The organism is Acidimicrobiales bacterium (assembly GCA_034521975.1).
Classification (GTDB): domain Bacteria; phylum Actinomycetota; class Acidimicrobiia; order Acidimicrobiales; family SKKL01; genus SKKL01.
On record JAXHLR010000004.1, the window covers coordinates 244,335 to 263,321 of the forward strand.

At 70.5% G+C, this 18,987-nt stretch carries 17 protein-coding genes; 8 read left to right on the plus strand and 9 right to left on the minus strand.

Translation table 11 applies throughout. The annotated features are described in order from the left end of the window. The first annotated feature begins 78 nt into the window (after positions 1 to 78). Together U5K29_05520 and U5K29_05525 are read left to right on the plus strand one after the other, a co-directional pair. Complete coding sequence (locus U5K29_05520) at positions 79 to 3,858, plus strand: diguanylate cyclase (protein ID MDZ7677988.1); 3,780 nt, start codon at positions 79 to 81, stop codon at positions 3,856 to 3,858. Positions 3,859 to 3,893: 35 nt separating this feature from the next. After that, the gene (locus U5K29_05525) at positions 3,894 to 4,214 is read left to right on the plus strand and encodes a chorismate mutase (protein MDZ7677989.1); all 321 of its coding nucleotides are present in this window, start codon (positions 3,894 to 3,896) and stop codon (positions 4,212 to 4,214) included. Between the two features lie 30 nt (positions 4,215 to 4,244). Here U5K29_05525 and U5K29_05530 read toward each other — a convergent pair whose 3' ends face one another. The 3 genes from U5K29_05530 to U5K29_05540 are packed head-to-tail and all read right to left on the minus strand — an operon-like array spanning position 4,245 to position 7,377. Further along, positions 4,245 to 4,748 (minus strand): DUF4395 domain-containing protein, encoded by a 504-nt coding sequence (locus tag U5K29_05530; protein MDZ7677990.1) that lies wholly within the window; start codon positions 4,746 to 4,748, stop codon positions 4,245 to 4,247. A gap of 33 nt (positions 4,749 to 4,781) precedes the next feature. Continuing rightward, entirely contained in the window at positions 4,782 to 6,494 is a 1,713-nt protein-coding gene (locus U5K29_05535; GenBank protein MDZ7677991.1) for a Na/Pi cotransporter family protein, read from the minus strand. Between the two features lie 34 nt (positions 6,495 to 6,528). Beyond that, positions 6,529 to 7,377 carry a hypothetical protein gene (locus U5K29_05540; protein ID MDZ7677992.1) on the minus strand — a complete coding sequence of 283 codons (849 nt, stop codon included), beginning with the start codon at positions 7,375 to 7,377 and terminating at the stop codon, positions 6,529 to 6,531. Positions 7,378 to 7,479: 102 nt separating this feature from the next. On the opposite strand from U5K29_05540, the gene U5K29_05545 reads away from it, so the two are divergent. Beyond that, positions 7,480 to 8,931, plus strand: a complete 1,452-nt coding sequence (locus U5K29_05545; GenBank protein MDZ7677993.1) for a DUF389 domain-containing protein — start codon at positions 7,480 to 7,482, stop codon at positions 8,929 to 8,931. Here U5K29_05545 and U5K29_05550 read toward each other — a convergent pair. Both U5K29_05550 and U5K29_05555 read right to left on the minus strand, forming a co-directional pair. Next, positions 8,918 to 9,676 carry a 5'/3'-nucleotidase SurE gene (locus U5K29_05550; protein MDZ7677994.1) on the minus strand — a complete coding sequence of 253 codons (759 nt, stop codon included), beginning with the start codon at positions 9,674 to 9,676 and terminating at the stop codon, positions 8,918 to 8,920. The two genes, U5K29_05545 and U5K29_05550, sit on opposite strands and share 14 nt — an antisense overlap. Next, complete coding sequence (locus tag U5K29_05555; GenBank protein MDZ7677995.1) at positions 9,673 to 10,635, minus strand: PfkB family carbohydrate kinase; 963 nt, start codon at positions 10,633 to 10,635, stop codon at positions 9,673 to 9,675. The genes U5K29_05550 and U5K29_05555 overlap by 4 nt, the downstream gene beginning before the upstream one ends. Before the next feature lie 137 nt (positions 10,636 to 10,772). Here U5K29_05555 and U5K29_05560 point away from each other — a divergent pair, with 137 nt between their 5' ends. Next, positions 10,773 to 11,534 carry a GntR family transcriptional regulator gene (locus U5K29_05560; protein ID MDZ7677996.1) on the plus strand — a complete coding sequence of 254 codons (762 nt, stop codon included), beginning with the start codon at positions 10,773 to 10,775 and terminating at the stop codon, positions 11,532 to 11,534. A 33-nt stretch (positions 11,535 to 11,567) separates the two neighbouring features. On the opposite strand, the gene U5K29_05565 is transcribed toward U5K29_05560, so the two are convergent. Genes U5K29_05565 through U5K29_05575 form a run of 3 tightly spaced genes read right to left on the minus strand, consistent with a single transcriptional unit; the run spans position 11,568 to position 14,254 of the window. Next, positions 11,568 to 12,200, minus strand: a complete 633-nt coding sequence (locus U5K29_05565) for a class I SAM-dependent methyltransferase (protein MDZ7677997.1) — start codon at positions 12,198 to 12,200, stop codon at positions 11,568 to 11,570. A gap of 2 nt (positions 12,201 to 12,202) precedes the next feature. After that, positions 12,203 to 13,582: an MBL fold metallo-hydrolase gene (locus tag U5K29_05570; GenBank protein MDZ7677998.1), complete on the minus strand. Its 1,380-nt coding sequence runs from the start codon at positions 13,580 to 13,582 to the stop codon at positions 12,203 to 12,205. A 45-nt stretch (positions 13,583 to 13,627) separates the two neighbouring features. Continuing rightward, entirely contained in the window at positions 13,628 to 14,254 is a 627-nt protein-coding gene (locus U5K29_05575; protein MDZ7677999.1) for a rhodanese-like domain-containing protein, read from the minus strand. Positions 14,255 to 14,388: 134 nt separating this feature from the next. Here U5K29_05575 and sulP point away from each other — a divergent pair, with 134 nt between their 5' ends. Together sulP and U5K29_05585 are read left to right on the plus strand one after the other, a co-directional pair. Then, positions 14,389 to 16,074 carry a sulfate permease gene (sulP, locus tag U5K29_05580; GenBank protein MDZ7678000.1) on the plus strand — a complete coding sequence of 562 codons (1,686 nt, stop codon included), beginning with the start codon at positions 14,389 to 14,391 and terminating at the stop codon, positions 16,072 to 16,074. Positions 16,075 to 16,129: 55 nt separating this feature from the next. After that, positions 16,130 to 16,480, plus strand: a complete 351-nt coding sequence (locus tag U5K29_05585) for a cupin domain-containing protein (GenBank protein ID MDZ7678001.1) — start codon at positions 16,130 to 16,132, stop codon at positions 16,478 to 16,480. 216 nt (positions 16,481 to 16,696) lie between these two features. Here U5K29_05585 and U5K29_05590 read toward each other — a convergent pair whose 3' ends face one another. After that, complete coding sequence (locus U5K29_05590; protein ID MDZ7678002.1) at positions 16,697 to 16,819, minus strand: hypothetical protein; 123 nt, start codon at positions 16,817 to 16,819, stop codon at positions 16,697 to 16,699. A 486-nt stretch (positions 16,820 to 17,305) separates the two neighbouring features. On the opposite strand from U5K29_05590, the gene U5K29_05595 reads away from it, so the two are divergent. Both U5K29_05595 and U5K29_05600 read left to right on the plus strand, forming a co-directional pair. Next, entirely contained in the window at positions 17,306 to 18,016 is a 711-nt protein-coding gene (locus U5K29_05595) for a hypothetical protein (protein ID MDZ7678003.1), read from the plus strand. A 123-nt stretch (positions 18,017 to 18,139) separates the two neighbouring features. After that, positions 18,140 to 18,979 (plus strand): GGDEF domain-containing protein, encoded by an 840-nt coding sequence (locus U5K29_05600; protein ID MDZ7678004.1) that lies wholly within the window; start codon positions 18,140 to 18,142, stop codon positions 18,977 to 18,979. Positions 18,980 to 18,987: the final 8 nt, after the last annotated feature.

Here is an 18,987-nt window from a genome sequence, read left to right on the forward strand (position 1 = left end):
TCGGCTCCACGGGGGCCGTTCGCACCATTCTGTGCACCGGGGTCATGGCGATTGCGGCGACGCCGATGCACTACCTGCATGTCTGCCATCGCCCACCGCCGCCGATCGAAGGGGTCCGCTGCCGGCGCGCGGACCCGGTTCGGTCTCCTGGTACCACTCCTCGCCGGCGCCGCCATCCTCGCGGTGGTGGTCGCCGGCGCCCTCGCGACGGGGCGGTCCAACCTGGCGGCCGCCAAGGAGGCCCGGCTCCGGGACCGGACCGAGATGGTCGCCCGCTTCGACCAGACCGGGTCCCAGACCTACCGCAACGAGGTCGGGGGTCGGTACGAGGCGGTCGCCCCGTTCTCGCCCACCGACATCGACCAGAACGAGATGCTGCTGAGAGCGGTCCGGGCCAGTCCGGCCGGCCAGGAGCTGGTCGCAGCCGCGGTCGTCGACCGCGACGGAACGGTGGTGGGATCCCGTCCCAGCGACCTGGACCTGCCCACGGGAGCGATCGACGAGGCCATCGACCGCGCGCTCACCGGCGGCACCGCCGTGACCAACGTGTTCACCCTCGACGGCGAACCGGTGTGGGCGGTCCTGAACCCCGTCGGCTTGGACCAACCCTGGGGCGCGCTGGTGATGATCGAACCGCTCACCACCGGATGGTTGCACCACCTCTACGACGCGCTGGGCCCACTCGGAACCGGCGCCGGCGGCCTCACCGCGATCGACCGCAACGGTGTGGTCGTGGCCTCCTGGGACGGGAGCTCGATCGGCGAGCCGTTCGGCGACATCCCCCCTACGGGGATCACCCCTGAACCGCTGACCACCGTCACCGAGGTCGACGGCGAGACCGTCGTGCGGATCGCCACCTCGACCCCCGGACATGCCACCACCCTCATCTACGAGCAGTCCGAGGACGCGCTGTACGCGGATCTCGTCGAAGCCCAGCAGCGCCACGACCGGCTGGTCATCGGTGCGGCGCTGCTCGCGATCCTGTTGCTCGTCGCGTTCAGTTCGGCCCGCCAGCGGGCACTGCGACGCTCCGAAGCCCGGACCACCGAGCTGCTCAGCCACGCCCGTGACGTGGTGCTGGTGGTCGACGGCGACGGGACCCTGCGGTTCGTGAGCCCAGCGCTCACCACCATGCTCGGCTACGACCCCGACGACCTGGTCGGCGCCCGACTTCCGGATCTGTTGACCCCTCATGCCGCGGATGCGGTCAGCGCCGGGATCGCGGAGGCGGTGGCGACCGGACACTGCTCGGTCCTGGGGGTCGAGGTTGCCCATGCCAACGGTCGTCCCCTCTGGTTCGACCTCCACCTCGCCGACCGGCCCCATCCCGACATCGACGGGGTGCTGGTCACCTGCCACGAGATCGGGGATCGTCGCCAGCTCGAGGAGGAGCTCAGCTTCCGGGCGCGCCACGACGCGCTGACCGGCCTCGGCAACCGCGCCACCTTCGACGCTGCGCTGGCCGACCTCGCCTCCGGTGACGGACCACTGGCGGTCATGATGATCGACCTGGACCGGTTCAAGCAGCTCAACGACAACCTGGGCCACGACGCCGGCGACGCCGCGCTGCGAGTCATCGCCGACGCCCTCCGCCAGGGGGTGCGGGCGAGCGATGTGGTGTGCCGTCTCGGTGGCGACGAGTTCGGCGTGATCACCCCGAACACCGACGTGGCTCAGGCGGTGCAGCTGGCGGAGCGCCTGGTCGACCGGGTGGAGGATGCCTGGCCGCCGATCGAGGACACGGTCCGGCTCGGGGCGAGCATCGGCGTGGTGACGGCTCACGCGCCGATACATCACCCCGAGCGTCTGCTCCGCGACGCCGACAGCGCGATGTACCAGGCCAAGCTGCGAGGCGGTAGCCAGGTGGAGAGCGTCGAGGCTTCGCCGGAGCCACCGGGGAGGTCCCATCGGTCGTCGAGCACCGACGACGACGCCGACGCCGACGCCGATCACGCCGACGCCGACGCCGATCACGCCACCAACGACGCCGATCACACCACCAACGACGCCGAGGTCGAGACCGTCGTCGAGCACTCACGGACAGCCGCCGCGGGTCCGGTGCAGCCGCATCGACGTCGTCGCCGCCACGGTGCGGTCACCTGGGGACTCACCCTCGTGGTGGCGGTGGCGGTGGTGGCCGCCGGCGTCTCCCGCAGCGAGGCCCGCATCGACGAGCTCGAACAGGACCGGATCTCGGACCGCACGGCGGTGAGCTCGGCCATCGCCGAGAACGTCGCCGCCCTGGTCGATCTGGAAGCGCTCATCCCGCTGGTGGCGTCCACGCCCTGGCCCTTCGAGGAGTCACCGGCGATCGTCGACTACGTGTTGAGCCGCTACGCCGACACCGGCGCGCTGGGCGACGGGGCGCTCGCAGCGGTCGCCACCCGCGACGGCACCGTGGTCGCCTCGCACCCCTCTGGCACCCACCTCGCCATCGAGCCCGACGACGAGCTGTGGCAAGAGGCCTTCGACGGAACGCCCTACGCCAGCCCGCTCACCCACGACGGCACCAACCCCCGCATCTACTACGTCATACCGATCACGACCGACGACCCGATCGAGCTGGTGCTGGTCATGGGGGCCGACCCGACCCAGACGTCGTGGTCGGAACCGCTCGCCACCCTCGGCGCCCTGTCCCCGGGGCCCGGCGGCCTGTCGATCGTGGACGTCAACGGCGTGGCGGCCAGCTCGTGGGACGAGAGCCTGGTCGGCGAGCAGCTGATCGATCCCGCAGACCTGACCACCGTGGACCGGGATGTTCCCTTCGTCGACCGCGACGGAGGCGACGACGGCGACCAGGTCCACATCGCCGTCGAGATCCCCGACTCTCACAGCCCCACCTTCGCGGTCTGGACCCAGTCCCACGCCTCACTGTTCGGCGACCTGCACGCCGGGCAGCGGCCCCGCGACGTGGCGTTGGTGGTGGTGCTGCTCATCGCCTTCGCGGGGCTCACGTTCGTGAACCATCGCCGGGAGCGACAGCTTCGGCGCAGCGACGAGCTGATCGACACCTTGTTGCAGGAGGCCCACGACGTGCTGGTCGTCACCAGCCCGGAGCTGAAGGTCCGCTTCGTGAGCGCAGCCGCGTCGCGTCACCTCGGCGTCGACCGTCACTCCCTCGTCGATCGGCCCCTCGACGACCTGCTGGGTGCCGAGGCCAGCGAGGCGGTGGCCGCCCAGGTGGCCGACGCCTCGCCCGGCCAGTCGTTCGCGGTCGACCGGGTCATGGTCCCCGCGTCCGACGGCACCGAGCGTCACTTCGACATCGACATCGCCGATCTGTGCCGCCATCCCGGCATCGGCGGCTACCTCCTGACCTGTCACGAGGTGGGTGACCGCACCAAGCTGGAGGTCCTGCTGTCGCGCCTCGCCAGCCGTGACCCCCTGACCGGTCTGGTGAACCGGGCCCAGTTCGGGGTCCACCTGGACGAGCTCTCGGGTCGGCGGGAGACCCAGACCGGCACCGACGCGGTGGTCTTCGTCGACCTCGACCACTTCAAGCCGGTGAACGACGAGTTCGGCCACCAGGCCGGCGACCACCTGCTGCAGATCATCGCCACCCGGTTCGAGGAGGCGGTGCGCGCCGAGGACATCGTGTGTCGCCTGGGTGGTGACGAGTTCGCACTGCTGCTCACCGACTGCGATCTCGAGACCGCCGAGGCCACGGTCCAACGGCTCCTGGCGACGATCCGTCACCCGGTGGCGCTCGACCAGGGCGTGGTCGCCCTCGATGCCAGCATCGGAGTGGCGCTGTCGCACCACGACATCACCAACGCCGAGCAGCTGGTCCGCGAAGCCGACCAGGCGATGTACGCCGCCAAGCGGGCGGGACGGGGGCGCTACGTCCTCGAACCGTGATCCTCGCCACCGCGCTGGTGCCCTATCGTGAGACGATGGGCCCTGAGCTGAACCGGCGTCCCGATGGTCTCACCGCCGACCCCGACGAGTCTCTCGAATCGTTCCGCGCCAGCATCGACAACATCGACGCGGCGATCATCCACTTGCTGGCCGAGCGGTTCAAGATCACCCGCCGGGTGGGCGAGTACAAGCGTCGCCACGACCTGTCGCCCGCCGATCCCGAGCGCGAGACCCAACAGATCGAACGGCTCCGAGCCCTGGCCCAGGACGCCGACCTCGATCCCGAGTTCGGCGAGGCCGTGATCCGGTTCATCATCTCCGAGGTGATCCGCCACCACGAGAAGGGCCGTTCCTGAAGCGGGACCGACCACGCTCCCGGGTCAGGGTCAGGCCGCGGAATCCACCGGCGTGGCGATGCGATTGCTGATGTCGGCGCAGTCGGCACAGACTGCCTCGGGGACGACGCCGAGGCGCATCAGCAGCGCGAAGATGCGACAACCCAGGCACAGGGCGAACACCGCTTCGAGTCCGGCGGCGGCGACGAGGCCGGCGATGAGCACCGTGGCCGCACCGGTGGCACCGGCGAGGTGCGCGACCAGCGCGCCCACGCTGAACACCGCACCGATCGACTGAGCGAAGCGCTTGGGTGGCCCGGGCACCAGCTTGGTTCGATGCGGCAGGCGGGGAGCGATCACCCGGGTCGCGAGCAGTCCCAAGGGGCTGAACCGGGGTCCGCTGGCGACGCGAGCGACGAAGCCGTAGGCCAACACCACCAGCACGGCGGGGTGGCCCGTGACGAGGTAGAGCACCGACAGGACGACCACCCCGGCGGCGACGGCGCGAGCCGCGACCTCGTTGACGGGGTTGGGGAAAGTGAAGAACCGAGCCACGACCAATACCTTACCAAGCTGGTCGGGATTCGGCTACCCGGGGTCCCGGCCGGGAACCGGCTCGTCCTCGGTGATGATCGAACGCCGAGCGGCACGGGCGATGCGACGACACCCGCCATGGGCCCGGCGAAGCCCCTCGACGAGCTCGACCTCGACGCTGTAGGCCGCGACCCGCTGGGGTTCGGGTGCAGCCAGGCGCTCGGCCAGGTGGCTGATCATGACCTCCTCGAGATCCTTGAACCGGGCCTTGGAGTCGACCACCCGATCGGCGGCTGCCGCATCGCGCTCGCCGAGGGCGGCCAGCGAGTCGTCGATGGCGCCGATCACGACTCCGTGCAGCTCACCCAGGATCGCCATGGTCTGCTCGCTGACCGACACCCGGCCGCCCAGCCGGGCCCGACCGGTCGCCACCAGGTTGGTCTCGACCAGGTCGGCCAGCTGCTCCAGCTCGTTGGCCATCTCCAGCAGGCCGAGCAGCTCTCCCCGCTGGTCGTCGTCGAGCGGTCCGCGGCTGACCTCGCGCAGGTAGTCGACCAGCGCGGCGTGGGAATCGTCGACCCAGTCGTCCATGGCTTCGAGATCATCGAGCTGGTTCTTGGTGCCGCCGGTGGCGACGGGCAGCGCACGTTCGACCATGTCACGGACCCACATGCCCACCTGCAGCGTCGCCCGTCGGGCGCTCTCCAGTGCCAGCACCGGCGTGCCGACCGCTCCCCAGTCGAGCGCGAGCGGTTCGTGCACCTCCGGCGCGGCGGGCCCGACCGTCTCGGGGACCACCCGGCGGGCGAAGCGGACGACCGGACCGAGCAGCACCAGGAACACCACGGTGTTGACGGCGTGGAAGACGGTGGCCGCGTGGGCGATCTGGCGGGGCGTGGCCCCCGGCCCCTCACCCCCCGACACCGCGGGCGACGGGCTCAACCAGGTCACCACCGAAGCGATCTCGGCGATGAGCACCACCGCGACGAGCGCCCCGACGGTGTTGACGACCACGTGCACCACCGCCGCTCTCACCGCGTCGGGCGGACGGCCGATCGCGGCGAGCAGCGCGGTGACACAGGTTCCGATGGCGGCACCGAGCACGATGGCGATGCCGGTCTCGAGCCCGACCAGACCCTGGGCGGCCATCACCACGACGATGCCGGTGGTGGCGCTCGACGACTGCACGAGCGCGGTGAAGCCCGCTCCCGCCAACAACGCCATGAGCGGCGTCTGGTCGTCGGCCAACAGGTCGAGGAACGGCTGATAGGAGCCGAGGGGCTCCATGGCCTCGGACATGACCCCCAGGCCGAAGAACACGAACCCGAGGCCGGCGACCATCGCTCCGAGCTGACGCCACTGCTCGCGATCGGCCACCGCGCCGACGAGGGCTCCGATGCCGAGCATCCCGAGCGCGTAGCGGGTGACGTCGAACGCGATGACCTGGGCGGTGACGGTGGTGCCGAGGTGCGAGCCGACGATGACCGACGACGCCTGGGTGAGCGACAGCAGGTTGGCCGAGACGAAGCCGACGACCAGGACGCTGGTGACCGACGACGACTGGATCACCGCGGTCACCCCCGCTCCGGTTGCGGCGCCGGCGATCCGGTTCGAGGACAGGCGAGCGAGGGCACCCCGGAGGCGGTCTCCCGCGATCGTCTTGAGCGACGCCGTGACCCGCCCCATGCCGATGAGGAACAGGGCAAGCCCCCCGGCCAGTCCCATGACGAGGGACAACCAATCGAGCTGGGAGACGGTGTCGGGCACGGGTCAATCGTGCCATCCGACAGCAGCGGAGGGCTCAGGTGCGGGCGAGCAGCGTCCGGTCAGCGAGCGGTGCGTCGAGCTCGATGGTGTGGGCGACCTCGACGGCCATGGCGACACAGATTTCGTCGAGGGCGTCGGGTGGCGTTCCCGCGAGCACCTCGACCACCACGGTGGTGTCGTCCTCGATGACAGTGACCGAGTGCAGCACCCAGCAGGGCTCGACCCCGCCCCACAGGTGCAGCTCGACGGTGGCCTCCCCCACCAGGACCGCCCGGTGCGGCACCACCGGGTGCTGCCGGACCGCCTCGGGATCGATCGGTGCGCGAGGCACCTCGAAGCCATCCGCCGGCACGACCTCGATCGCTTCCTCGGTGACGGTGGTGGGATCCGCATCTGTGGTGGATGGCGGCGGGGCGGGTTCGGACAAGGTGGGCTGCAACCCGTCGGGACCGCGGCGATGCCCCGTGAGCACCACCGGGTCGTCGGACCAGGAGACCGAGCCCTCGCGGGAGAGCTCGTCGCCGGCAGCCCGAAGCTGGTCGAGCATGGCGGCTCCGTCGACGATGAACATCACCTCACCCGCGCACTGGGGCGGATGCGACTCGGCCAGCTCCGAACAGAGCCGGTAGGCATCGCCGTCGGAGTGCTCGCCGACGACGTAGGCCTCGACGCTGACCACGGTGCCGTCCGGGACCTCGAGCGCGGTGGAAATGTCGAGCGCATCCGATCCCGGACCGTCTGCCGCCGCGTCGTCGGTCGCGTCGTCGGTCGGTCCATCACCGTCAGGCTCGGCCGCGTCAGGATCGGAGCCGCCGCATCCTGCGGCGACCGACACGACGACCAGGGCGATGGCCACCAACCGGATCGGGCCACGGGTGGGCATGTGGTTCGCTCCTGCACGTCGAGTCGTTGCCCACACCGTAGCCAGGGTCGTCGGCTCGCCGGCTCCGCGCTGCCAGGCCGACCGCGATGTAGGTTCACTCAGATGGCCAGTGCCGCCCCGGGGCCCGACGCGCCTGACAAGACCGTTGGCGACGGCGAGGACGAGGACGAGGACGAGAACGGGACCCACGCCGCGGGCTCCGGCGACGGACCCCCACCCGACACCGGGCTCGAAGGGCGCGAGGACGACGAGCCGAGCACCGCCCTGGGCAGGATCGTCGAGTGGTGGCGGACCCGACACCAGGGAACCACCCCTGAGGAGCGGCGGCGGGTCATCGACACCATGTTCACCACCGGCGGTGGCACCAAGACGGGGCGCTTCTGGGCGTTGCAGGCCCTGGCGATGGTCATCGCCACCATGGGCATGTCGGCCAACTCGGCAGCGGTGGTCATCGGCGCGATGCTGGTGGCACCGCTGATGATCCCGATCATGGCGGTGGCGACGTCGCTGGCGCTGGGGTGGCCGCAACGGGCGATCGTGCCCCTGATCGGGGTGGCGGCTGCATCGGCCGGATCGGTGGTCCTGGCGTTCGCCATGCACTCGCTGGTCGCCGCACCCACCGTCACCGAGGAGATCCTGGCCCGCACCAGTCCCGACCTTCGGGACCTGTTCATCGCGCTCGCGGCAGGGGCGGCAGGCGCGCTCGGCACCGCCCGAGAGGACGTGTCGGCATCGCTGCCAGGCGTCGCGGTCGCGGTCGCTCTCGTGCCGCCGCTGGCGGCGATCGGCATGTGCCTGGAGATGGGTGAGATCGACCTGGCGAGCGGCGCGTTCCTGCTCTTCGCCACCAACCTGGTGGCGATCGTCCTGGCCGGCATCCTCGTGCTGTTGTGGTTCGGATTCGTGCCCGCCCGGCTGCTCGAGCGGGGACGCGTTGCGGTCTGGGGTGGGGCCACCGCGACCCTTGCCGCGCTGGTGGTGGTCGGTGTGCCGCTCACCATCCGCACCGTGGAGGCCGCCGAGATCGCCGAGAACAACCGTGCTGTCACCGAGGCCGTCATCGGGTGGCTCGATGATCAACCCCAGATGGAGCTGACCGATCTCAGCGTGAGCGAGACACGGGTCAGGGTCGAGGTGTCCGGGCCCAGCGAGCCGGTCGAGGTCGCCGGCCTCTCCCGCCGGATCCAGAGCATCCTCTCCGACGAGGCGAGGACCACGGTTCGCTGGTCGGTGGGCTCCACGGCGGGGGGCGACGAGGACAGCGGCGAGCGTGAGCTGGTCGATCGCCGCTCGGCGATCGCGGCGGCGGCCCGTCAGGTGTCCGGCGACGAGGTGGAGGTCGAGGCGGTGCGCTTCGGCGAAGCCGACGACGGCTCGACCTACGAGGTGGTGCTCGACCTCGCAGGCGAGGACCCGCCCGAAGACCCGGAGGCACTGGTGCTGGCCGTCCTCGAGGCCACTGCCGGGCTCGACGGCTTCGTCGACGACCCCGAGATCGTGATCCGCTTCACCGAACGTCGGGTCCTCCCGACGGCATCACTCACCGCAGAGTGAGGTCGCCGAGGTCCACGTCGCCGGCCTCGGAGATCGCCAACAAGGGGGTGACGCTGGCCCACCGGTGGGCCAGCATGGCCGCGTCGCTGTCGGGCTCGGCGGTGACGTCGACCTCGCGGTACTCGAGGCGCACGTACCCGTGGCCACGCTCGCTGACCTTGGTCTGCACCGCGCCGAAGGTGGCCAGCGGCGCCCGGCGCAGTCCACGCACGGCGTCGGCGCCCACGTTGGGCACGTTGAGGTTGAGCACCACCGGCGTGTCGTGTCGCATCAACCATCGCACCAGTGGCTCGGCCATCCCGGTGGCGGTCTCCCAGTGCCACAGGTCGCCACCGGTGTCGAGCGACACCGCCAGCGCCGGACGACCGAAGGCACGGGCGGTGAAGGCAGCACCCACCGTTCCCGAGTGCAGCACGGCGTGTCCGGTGTTGGCGCCCTGGTTGATCCCAGACAGGACCAGGTCGGGTTCGGGACCGAAGGCACCGTGCACCGCGGCGCGGACGATGAGCGCCGGCGCGGCCTGCACCGCCAGCACCCGGGCCGGTTCGAGCCCCTCGATCGTTCGGGACTCGGTCACGATGTGGCCGTGGTCCTCCACCGCGCCGAGCGACGCGCTGGCCCCGCTGCTCTCCCGGCTCGGCGCCGCCACCACCACGTCCAGTCCGAGGTCGAGCGCCAGGCGGGCCAGCGCATGGAGCCCGGCGCTGTCGATGCCGTCGTCGTTGGTGATGAGTGCCCGGGTCATCGATCCAGCTCCGTGATGGTGACGTGGCGGGCCAGCAGCTCGATCTCGCGGCGGCTGCCGCTGCCCATCCCCCGCCGGGCGACGTTGAGCGTCCCTGCGGCGGACCCGAGCCGGACCGCGTCGGCGAGCGAGCTGCCACGGGCCAGGGCCGAGACCATGCCCGCGGTGAACGAGTCGCCTGCTCCGCGAGGATCGACCGGGTCGAGATGTGGCGTGTGGATCTCGTGCGGGGTGCCGTCGAGCAGCACCAGCGCGGGGCGTTCGGCCCTGGTCACCACCACCGCCTCCGCACCTTCGGAGGCGAGCCGACGGGCGACGGCGACCAGCTCGTCCACCGAGGTCTCCTCGACGTCTCCGCAGGCGAGGAGGTCCTCGTCGCTGACCTTCACCAGGTCGAGCCCGCCACGGACCGCGGCGGCAAGCGTCGGGCCCGACAGGTCGGCGACCACCGTCACCGAGTTGGCCCGCAGGTCACGGGCCAGGCGCGTGTAGACCTCGGTGGGGATCAGCTCGGGCACATCGCCACGGGCCATCGCCGAGGTCTCCGGGCCACCGAGCACCGCCGTTCCCGCATCGATGCCGGCAACGACTGCGGTGCCGTAGAGCTCGTCGACCTCGTGGCGGGTGCGGCTGGATGCGTCGGTCTCGGCGATGGGGAGGCGGGTGCCGGATCGGCGGTCGTGGATGTAGACACCGTTCGCCCCGGCGGCCTGGACCGCCCGCAGGTCGAAGTCCCACTCCGCGACCAGGGCCTGCACGACGCCGCCGCTCTCTCCCCCGAACGAGGCGCAGAGCACCACGTCGGTGTCGAGGCTGGCGAGGAGGCGCGCGATCCACACCCCCTGGCCGCCGGGGTGCAGATGCACCTCCTCCTGCTGGGCGCCCGCTTCGACGGTGATGGTGAGCAACGGCGCGGGAGCCAGCACCGCGACCGACGGCGACGCGGTGGGAGAGGACACTCCCCCAGGGTGTTCGGGCATGACACGCTCCGGTCGTTGCGATGGGCGTCGGACTCCACGATGCGCCGCCCCCGCGAGCGCGGCAAGTCCACGGCGTCGGTTGCCCACCCGGGACGACCTTCCCTACATTCGGGGCGGTGACGATCGACCGGTCGGGCTCGGAACCCCTGTGGACCCAGGTCCTGGCCGATCTCCGTCGTCGGATCGATGCCGGCGAGCTCCGCGACACCTTTCCCACCGATCTGGAGCTGACCGAGCACTACGGGGTGTCGCGGCACACCGTTCGCGAAGCGGTGAGGCACCTGAGCGCCGAGGGCATCATCAGCCGCGAACGGGGACGGGGCACCTTCATCACCAGCCCCACCATCGAACAGGCCACCGGCGCGATCTACAGCCTCTACCGCTCGATCGAGGAGTCGGGACTGCGCCAGCGCAGCGAGGTGCTCGACCTGTCGGTGGTGACCGATGCCGAGATCGCCGACCGGCTCGACCTGGATGCGACCGATCCACTCGTGCGGCTCGAGCGGGTCCGGTTCGCCGGCGACGATCCACTGGCGCACGACACCGCGTGGCTGCCGGCGTCGATCGCCCGGCCCCTGCTGTCGGTCGACTTCGCCGACACCGCGCTCTACGACGAGCTGTCGGCCCGCTGCGGGGTGCGCCCCTCCTCGGGCACCGAGTGGATCAACACCGAGGTGCCCTCCCCGACCGAGCAGGGCTTGCTCCGCATCGACGAGCAGACGGCGGTGTTCCGGATCTGTCGGTCGAGCCGTGCGGGCGACCGGGCGATCGAGTGGCGCGAGACGCTGGTGCGGGGCGATCGCTACACCTTCGTGGCCAACTGGTCGCCGACCGGCACCTACCAGGCGGTGCTCACCGCCGGCGACCACCCCCGCTGAGTCCTGGGATCAAGCAGCAGGTCAAGCGGCGGGTCAGGTGCCGGGACCGACGGCGACGACGAGTGAGTCGATGGCGGTGCGGGGCCCGTCGTCGGTGTCGACGACGCGATGGACGGTTTCGACGAGTGTGGTGCGGAGCCCGGGATCGGATCGGGTGAGGTGGGCCGCCACGGCGTCGGGGACGTGGAGCACCTCGGGCTGCTGGGGCCCGCCGTGGCCCCCCTCGAGGTTGTCGAGGTGGTGGCCGATGACCAGGATCGTGCCACCGGGAGCGAGCAGGGTCGCGGCCCGGGCGAGGGCGACGGCCAGCTGGTCATCGGGCAGCTGCAGGTAGGCGACCACGATGAGGTCGAACGGTTCGACCCCATCGCCGTCGGGGTCGAACCCGTCGCCGGTGACGGCGTCGGCCACGCGCAGGTCGATGGTGACGCCACGGTGCTCGGCGATCCGGCGGGCCTTGTCGATGGCAACGTCGGAGAAGTCGGTGGCGACCACGTCCCAACCCTGCTCGGCCAGCCACACGGCGTTGCGTCCCTCGCCGCAGGCCACGTCGAGCGCACGCCCGGGGGTCAACCCGGCCGTGTGCTCGACCACGAACTGGTTCGGTCCGGCGGACCAGACCAGCTCGCGCTGGCGATAGCGGTCGTTCCAGGCCTGATGATCCATGCTCACACCGGCTGGACCGTGGTGACCCAGGCGTCGTACCCGCCGATGAGGTCGCTCACATCGGCAAAGCCACGGTCGCGCAACAGGCTGGCCGCCACCGACGAGCGGTAGCCGCCGGCGCAGAACACCACGGTGGGGGCGACGGGATCGAGCTCGACCAGGCGGTCGGGCAGCTGCCCGACCGGGATCGCCACCGCACCGGGGATGGTGCCGAGGGCGACCTCGCCGGGGTTGCGGACGTCGACGACCTGGATGTCGACCAGCTCGGCGCGACGATCCTCGAAGCCGACCGGGTTGAGCCGCGACGCGACCTGCACCTGGTCGCGGTGGTCGAGCAGGGTCCGGTAGGGCTCGGCGACGGTGCCGACGACGGTGTCGAAGCCGATGCGACCGAGGCGGTTCTTCGCCTCGAGCTCGGCGCCGGGATCGACGAAGAGCACGATGTCGCGGCCGGTGGGCAGGATCGATCCGGCGAACTCGGCGTAGCGCCCCTCGAGGCCCACGTTGATGGCGCCTCGCAGGTGTCCGCGTGCGAACTCCTCGGGCTCGCGCCCATCGACCAGCACCGCCCCGGCGGCCAGCGCGTCCTGCACCTGGTCCCAGTCGAGGGACGGAGGCATCTCGGTCTCGTCCATCAGCTCGCGGGACTGGCGGTTGAGCACGGCGTCGTAGGCGAAGTACCCGGGAGCGGGCGGTTGACCCTCGGTGACCAGCTCGAGGAACGTGGTCTTGTCCGGGGCCATCAGCGCGTAGTTGGTGCTGCGCTGGTCGCCGATGGTGGACGAGAGCTCGGTGGACAGGTTCTTGCCACAGGCCGAGCCCGCACCATGAGCGGGGAACACCCGGGTGTCGTCGGGCAGCGTGAGCAGCTTGGTGTGCAGGCTGTCGTAGAGCATCTCGCCCAGCTCGTCGCGCGTGAACCCGAGCGAGGCGAGCAGGTCGGGCCGTCCGACGTCGCCGACGAAGAGGGCGTCGCCGGTGAGCACCCCGTAGGGGATGCTGTCGGTGGCGTGTTCGAAGATGACGATGCTGATCGACTCGGGGGTGTGGCCGGGGGTGTGGCGAATCTCGAGCACCACCTCACCCAGCTCGATCCGCTCGCCGTCGGCCAGCTTGCGGCTCTCGAACTCGGTCTCGGCGACCGACGAGAACCCGATCTCAGCGCCGGTCGCGTCGGCCAGCTCGAGGTGACCGGACAGGAAGTCGGCGTGGAAGTGGGTCTCGAGCACGAGCTCGATGTCGAGGCCGGCCTCCTCGGCGTCACGGACGTACTCGGAGATGTCGCGCTGCGGGTCGACGACCACGGCCCGACCGGTGGTGGGGTCACCGATCAGGTACGACGCGTGGGACAGACAGTCGAGGTAGTACTGGTTGAAGATCATGGTGCGGTCCCTCCTTCGGGATCCGGGATCCAGTGTGCCGTCTGGTCAGGCGGCTTGCTGGGAGAGCTGGCGGACGATGGCGTCGACGTCGCAGGTGGCGCCGCGGTTGTAGGGGAGCTTGGTGAGCACCATCCCCATGGCGCAGGTGTTGGTGAGGGCGGCGAAGGTGAGCCCGGCGCCGACGAAGCCGGCGACGTAGCGGGCGGCGGGAACGAAGACGCTGGCGATGATCGACAACAAGACGATGCTGCCGGCGACGAGCCGGACCTGGCGCTCGAGGCTCCAGCGTTCGGACTGGCGGACCACGTCGCACCCGGCGTTCTGCCAGGCACCGATCCCGCCGACCAACAGGCGCATGTTGCCCTTGCCGGCCGATGCGAGCTGTTCCATGGCCTTGGTCGCCCGGGCACCGGACTGACACACCAGCACCACCGGGTGGTCGAGGGAGGCGAGCTCGCCGGCGTGCTCGGGAAGCTGGTCGAGGGGCACGTTGTAGGAGCCCTGGATGTGGGCGGTCTCGTACTCACCGGGCGTGCGGACGTCGATGATGCGGACCTCGGGATCGGCCTGGCGGATCCGGCGGAGCTCGTCGGCGTCGACGGTGGCGGCGGTGGCGGGACTGGAGGTGGTCATGCGGTGATGCTCCTGGTGGGCCTGGTTCGGGCTGGGCATGACCGTCAATGTACGGACATTCGAAGCAAACGTCAACTACCCCCAGGGGTATGTGACGGATACCCCATCCCGTATCTGGTCATTTGTACGGACATTCGCTAGGATCGCTCCAGACCACCTCGTCAGGAGCAGCCGTGCGACTCGCGATCCCCACCCTCCCCGAGCGCAGCACCCTCACCGCCGACCTCGTCGCCGGCCTCACCGTCGCGGCCATGCTGGTGCCCCAGGCCATGGCCTACGCCCTGCTGGCCGGGTTGCCGCCCGAGGTCGGGCTCTACGCCTCGACGGTGCCGCTGATGCTCTACGCCCTGATCGGCACCTCCCGCCAGCTGGCGGTCGGGCCGGTGGCGATCGTCTCGCTGCTGACCGCGTCGGCGCTGGGCACCGTCGCCCAGGAAGGCACCGCCGGGTACGTGAGCGCCGCGGCGACGCTGGCGCTCTTGGTCGGAGCGGTCCACCTGGTGCTGGGGGTCGGTCGGCTCGGGTTCCTCGTGCGACTGCTCTCGCACCCGGTGCTGGTCGGCTTCACCACCGCGGCCGCGCTGATCATCGGGGCCAGCCAGGTGAAGCACGTGCTCGGGGTGTCGATCCCCCGCACCAACCACTTTCACGACACGGTGTGGGAGCTGGTCCAGGCGGTTCCCTCGGCCCACCTGTCGACCTTCACTGTGGGCGTGGGAGCGATCGCGTTGATGGTGGGCCTCAAACGCTGGGTACGGGCGGTGCCGGCCGCCCTGTCCGCCGTGGCGGTCACCACGGTGGCGTCGGTGCTGTTCGACCTCCAGGATCGCGGCGTCGCCGTCGTCGGCGAGATCCCCCAGGGGCTCCCGCCGCTCACCCTGCCGAGCGACCTCGGTCTGGTCGGCACCCTGCTGCCGGCCGCGCTGGTGATCACCATGGTCGGGTTCATGGAGTCGATCGCGGTGGGCAAGGTCTACGCCCGGCGCAACCGCTACGAGCTCGACTCGAACCGGGAGCTGTTCGGCCTCGGCTTGGCCAACATCGGCGCGGGCCTCGCCGGTGGGTACCCGGTGACCGGCGGGTTCAGCCGCACCGCGGTGAACGCCGAGGCCGGGGCCAGGACCAAGCTCGCGGGAGTCATCGCCGCCGCCCTCGTCCTCGTGGTGATCGTCGCCTTCACCCCCCTGTTCCGCCAGCTCCCAGCCGCCACCCTCGGCGCCATCGTCCTGGTGGCGGTGGCCAAGCTCGTCGACATCCGCGAGATGCGCCACGTCCGCGCCGTCAAGACCAGCGACCTCATCACCATGATCGTCGCCTTCGTGGCCACCCTCGCCCTGGGCATCGAGCTCGGCATCGCCGTCGCCGTGGCGGCGTCGCTGGTAGTGGTCGCCGCCCGGATGATGGCCCCTCACACCGCTGTCCTGGGCCGGCTTCCGGGCACCACCATCTACCGCAACCTCGAGCGGTTCCCCGACGCCCAGCGGGTTCCCGGCATCGAGGTGATCCGCTTCGACGTCTCGCTGTCGCACCTCAACGTCGAGTTCATGAAGCGCCGGGTCGCCAGGCTGGTGGACGAGGCCCCACCAGGGCTCGCCGCGGTGGTGATCGACGCCTCCGGGGTCAACGACATCGACACCTCGGCCGTGGAGGCCCTCGACGAGCTCATCACCGAGTTGGGGTGCAAGGGCGTCGCTGTGCACCTGGCCTCGGCGAAGGGCCCCGTCCGCGACGTGTTGATGCGCGCCGGCCTCTACCAACGCCTCGGCGAGCGCGTCCATCCCGACGTCGACCACGCCGTCGTGGCACTCACCGGGCCCGCCGACGAGGCCGAACCCACCGAGCACGCCGAGCAGACCTGACGATTCGGGACATTCGCCCCTTCTCCGATCGTCGCCGTGGCCTCATGGTGAAGGCGTGGAACCCGACCTGACCATCCAACCGACCGTGCTCTCCCCGGCCGAGATCGACCAGCTCCCCGTCGTGCCCCTGGGCGACATCGAAGGCGTCAGCCACCGCGTGCTGTGGCAGGACGGCACCTCGATGGCCGGGGTGCTCACGGTGGCGGCCGGCCACGAGCTCGGAGCCCACACCCACCGCCAGAACCACCACCACATCTGGGTGCTTGCCGGCGAGGCCGAGATGCTCGGCCAGGTCGTGGGGCCCGGGTCATACGTGCATGTCCCCGCCGGGGTCGAGCACAACACCGATGCCCGCGCCACCGAGGGATGCACGATCTACTACCTCTACATCCGACCGGCCACCTGACCGCGCGCCGCGGCGGCTGAGATCCTTCGACTGTACGCTGTACTGAAAATGATCGATACCGCGCCTTGTGCTCGTGCGCTCGTTGACCTACCGTGTCGCCATGCGAAGCGGCGGACGGCGGCGCACCGCACAAGTCAGTGCGTTGCACGGCATTGCGGTCTTGGTGGCGGCGGGATCCCTGGCGGGTGGATGTTCGTCGGCCCCTGCTGAGCAAGCTCAGCAGCGGGCCGATGGGCCCAGCGAGTCCTCCACCAGCACCTCCACCTCGACGACCACCACCACTCCCACGACCACCACGACGACGGTCGATCCCGACGCCCGGGTGTTCGAACCCCTCATCGCCGACCCCGACCTCCCCCTCCGCGACCAGGTCGAGCAGGCGTACCTCTTCCACTGGGAGGTGCTGATGGATGCATACGCGAACGGCCGGACAGACCAGCTCTACCTCTGGTCTACACCGGACGACAGCACTCGCCATCGCGAACCGACGAGATCACAGCGCTCGTGGCCGACAACCTCCGAGTCGGCGGGCATGTCGAGCACAACTACGAGATCTCGGTGCACAACGAGACCGAAGCGACAGTGATGGACGGGTACCGGAACCACCTGGTGACCATCGACGCCTCATCGGGCGAGCCCACCGATGAGCCCAGTGGTCAGCAAGTCCTCTATGAGTATCGAGATGCGGAAGGAGGATGGCCAATGGCGGATCTACCTACGTCGTGCGGCATCAGTTGCCGGACTCAGCCCTTGCAGTTCTGTCGTCGCTGCTGCGTCTCCGCGGCTCCGCGTCACTGACGCTTGAAGGGAACGACTCCGAGGTCCATGCCAACGGTCACCTCTGGGGGATCGTCGGTGGGGGTGGTGCTGGTCGATGGGCGGTGGGTCTCGGGCAGCGGTGGCGGCAGCGGGTCGTCGGACCGCGACTGCGAGATGACGGTGACGAGGATCCCGGTCCTCGAGGAGATCCACATCGCCACCGACGTCATCGAGGGCGGCATCCCCGTGCGCGTCACCTGCAACCCCAACGGCGTCGACGGCGACTTCTGGGTGCCCGACGCCGACGTGTCCGCACGCGCCGAGGCCCAGCGTTACGCCGAGGAGGTCCTCGCCCCCGGACTGGCGCTCGAGGTCAACCCACCGGCGAACATCCTCGTCGGGCTCCCCACCTGGTTCTGGCTCGACGGCTGGGACGGCTCCCCCATCACCACCACGGTCACCGCCCCGTGGGGCGACGCCGTCGACCTCGAGCTCACCCTCGAGCGGGTGGACTGGACCTTCGGAGACGGCTCCCCCACCGAGTCCGGCGACCTCGGCGCCGCCTATCCGCAGGAATCCAACATCCAGCACGTGTACACCCACCGCTCCACCAGCCCCGGTGCACCCGACGGCAGCTACGCGGTCACCGCGGAGCTCCACCTCGGGGTCCGCTACTGGTACGGCGGCGGTGGGCCCTACACCGTCGATCCCATCTCGGTCACCACCAGCGACGACATCGTCGTCCGCCAGCTGCAGGCAGTGCTCTCGCGCCCCTGAGCAACAGATCCGGCAATAGCCACATCTGCAGGCCACAACTGCCGATGAGACACCAGGCAGATACCGTGTAGGTGCCACCGTCGGCCCCGCAAAGGCCGAGCCGCCAGACAGTGATGAGGCGCCGTGACCGACGACGTGGAAGACCCCGAACCGAGCGAGGACCAGGTGCCCGCCGCGGTCTTCGACGCGACCCGCGCCCTGCTGTGGGTCGACGCGGCGTCCGATGCCCGCCATGTGGCCGCGGATCTGGTGAACGGCCTCGGCGGCGAGGTCGTGCCCGCCAGTGCGGAGCATCCCCACTCGATTCCAGCCGACATCTCCTTTGGCGACGGCGAACCACTGCTGCCCGCCGCTCCCGCGGGTAGCACCGCCCGCACCGCACTCGACCGGTACCTGGCGAGGTTCCTCCTCGACGCCCACCGGGCGATCGAGCTGGCGTCACGCACCCAACGCCTCACCGAGGCAGCCACCACCGACCTGTTGACCGGGCTTCCGAACCGGCGCATCCTCACCCGGGCCCTCGGCCGCCTCGAAGGCGACGACACCGTGATCATGATCGACCTCGACGAGTTCAAGGAGGTCAACGACACGCTGGGGCACGAAGTGGGCGACGACGTGCTCCGGGCGTTCGGCGCGGTGCTGATGTCGACGGTACGGGCCCGCGACCTGGTCGGCCGCTTCGGGGGCGAGGAGTTCATGGTGGTGGTTGCACCGCCAGTGGGAGCCGACGCGTTCCTGCACCGGCTCCGGGCCGAGTGGACCGCATCACGACCACTGACCGTCACCTTCTCGGCCGGCATCGCCCATCACACCGGCGACGCCCACACCACCATCCGCAGGGCCGACGACGCCCTCTACCAAGCCAAGCGCGAGGGCCGCGACCGCTGGGTGTGGGCGACCCCGCTTCCGGCGGCGACCGCGTCGACCGGCATCGACGAGGATCCCGACCCGACAGACAGGTGAGCGGCTAG

Coding starts and splice junctions, on each gene's coding strand:
- U5K29_05520 (MDZ7677988.1), top strand. CDS start 79: ATGTCTGCCATCGCCCACCGCCGCCGATCGAAGGGGTCCGCTGCCGGC.
- U5K29_05525 (MDZ7677989.1), top strand. CDS start 3,894: ATGGGCCCTGAGCTGAACCGGCGTCCCGATGGTCTCACCGCCGACCCC.
- U5K29_05540 (MDZ7677992.1), bottom strand. CDS start 7,377: ATGCCCACCCGTGGCCCGATCCGGTTGGTGGCCATCGCCCTGGTCGTC.
- U5K29_05545 (MDZ7677993.1), top strand. CDS start 7,480: ATGGCCAGTGCCGCCCCGGGGCCCGACGCGCCTGACAAGACCGTTGGC.
- U5K29_05550 (MDZ7677994.1), bottom strand. CDS start 9,676: ATGACCCGGGCACTCATCACCAACGACGACGGCATCGACAGCGCCGGG.
- U5K29_05565 (MDZ7677997.1), bottom strand. CDS start 12,200: ATGGATCATCAGGCCTGGAACGACCGCTATCGCCAGCGCGAGCTGGTC.
- U5K29_05570 (MDZ7677998.1), bottom strand. CDS start 13,582: ATGATCTTCAACCAGTACTACCTCGACTGTCTGTCCCACGCGTCGTAC.
- U5K29_05575 (MDZ7677999.1), bottom strand. CDS start 14,254: ATGCCCAGCCCGAACCAGGCCCACCAGGAGCATCACCGCATGACCACC.
- U5K29_05590 (MDZ7678002.1), bottom strand. CDS start 16,819: ATGAGGGGTTCGAACACCCGGGCGTCGGGATCGACCGTCGTCGTGGTG.
- U5K29_05595 (MDZ7678003.1), top strand. CDS start 17,306: ATGCCAACGGTCACCTCTGGGGGATCGTCGGTGGGGGTGGTGCTGGTC.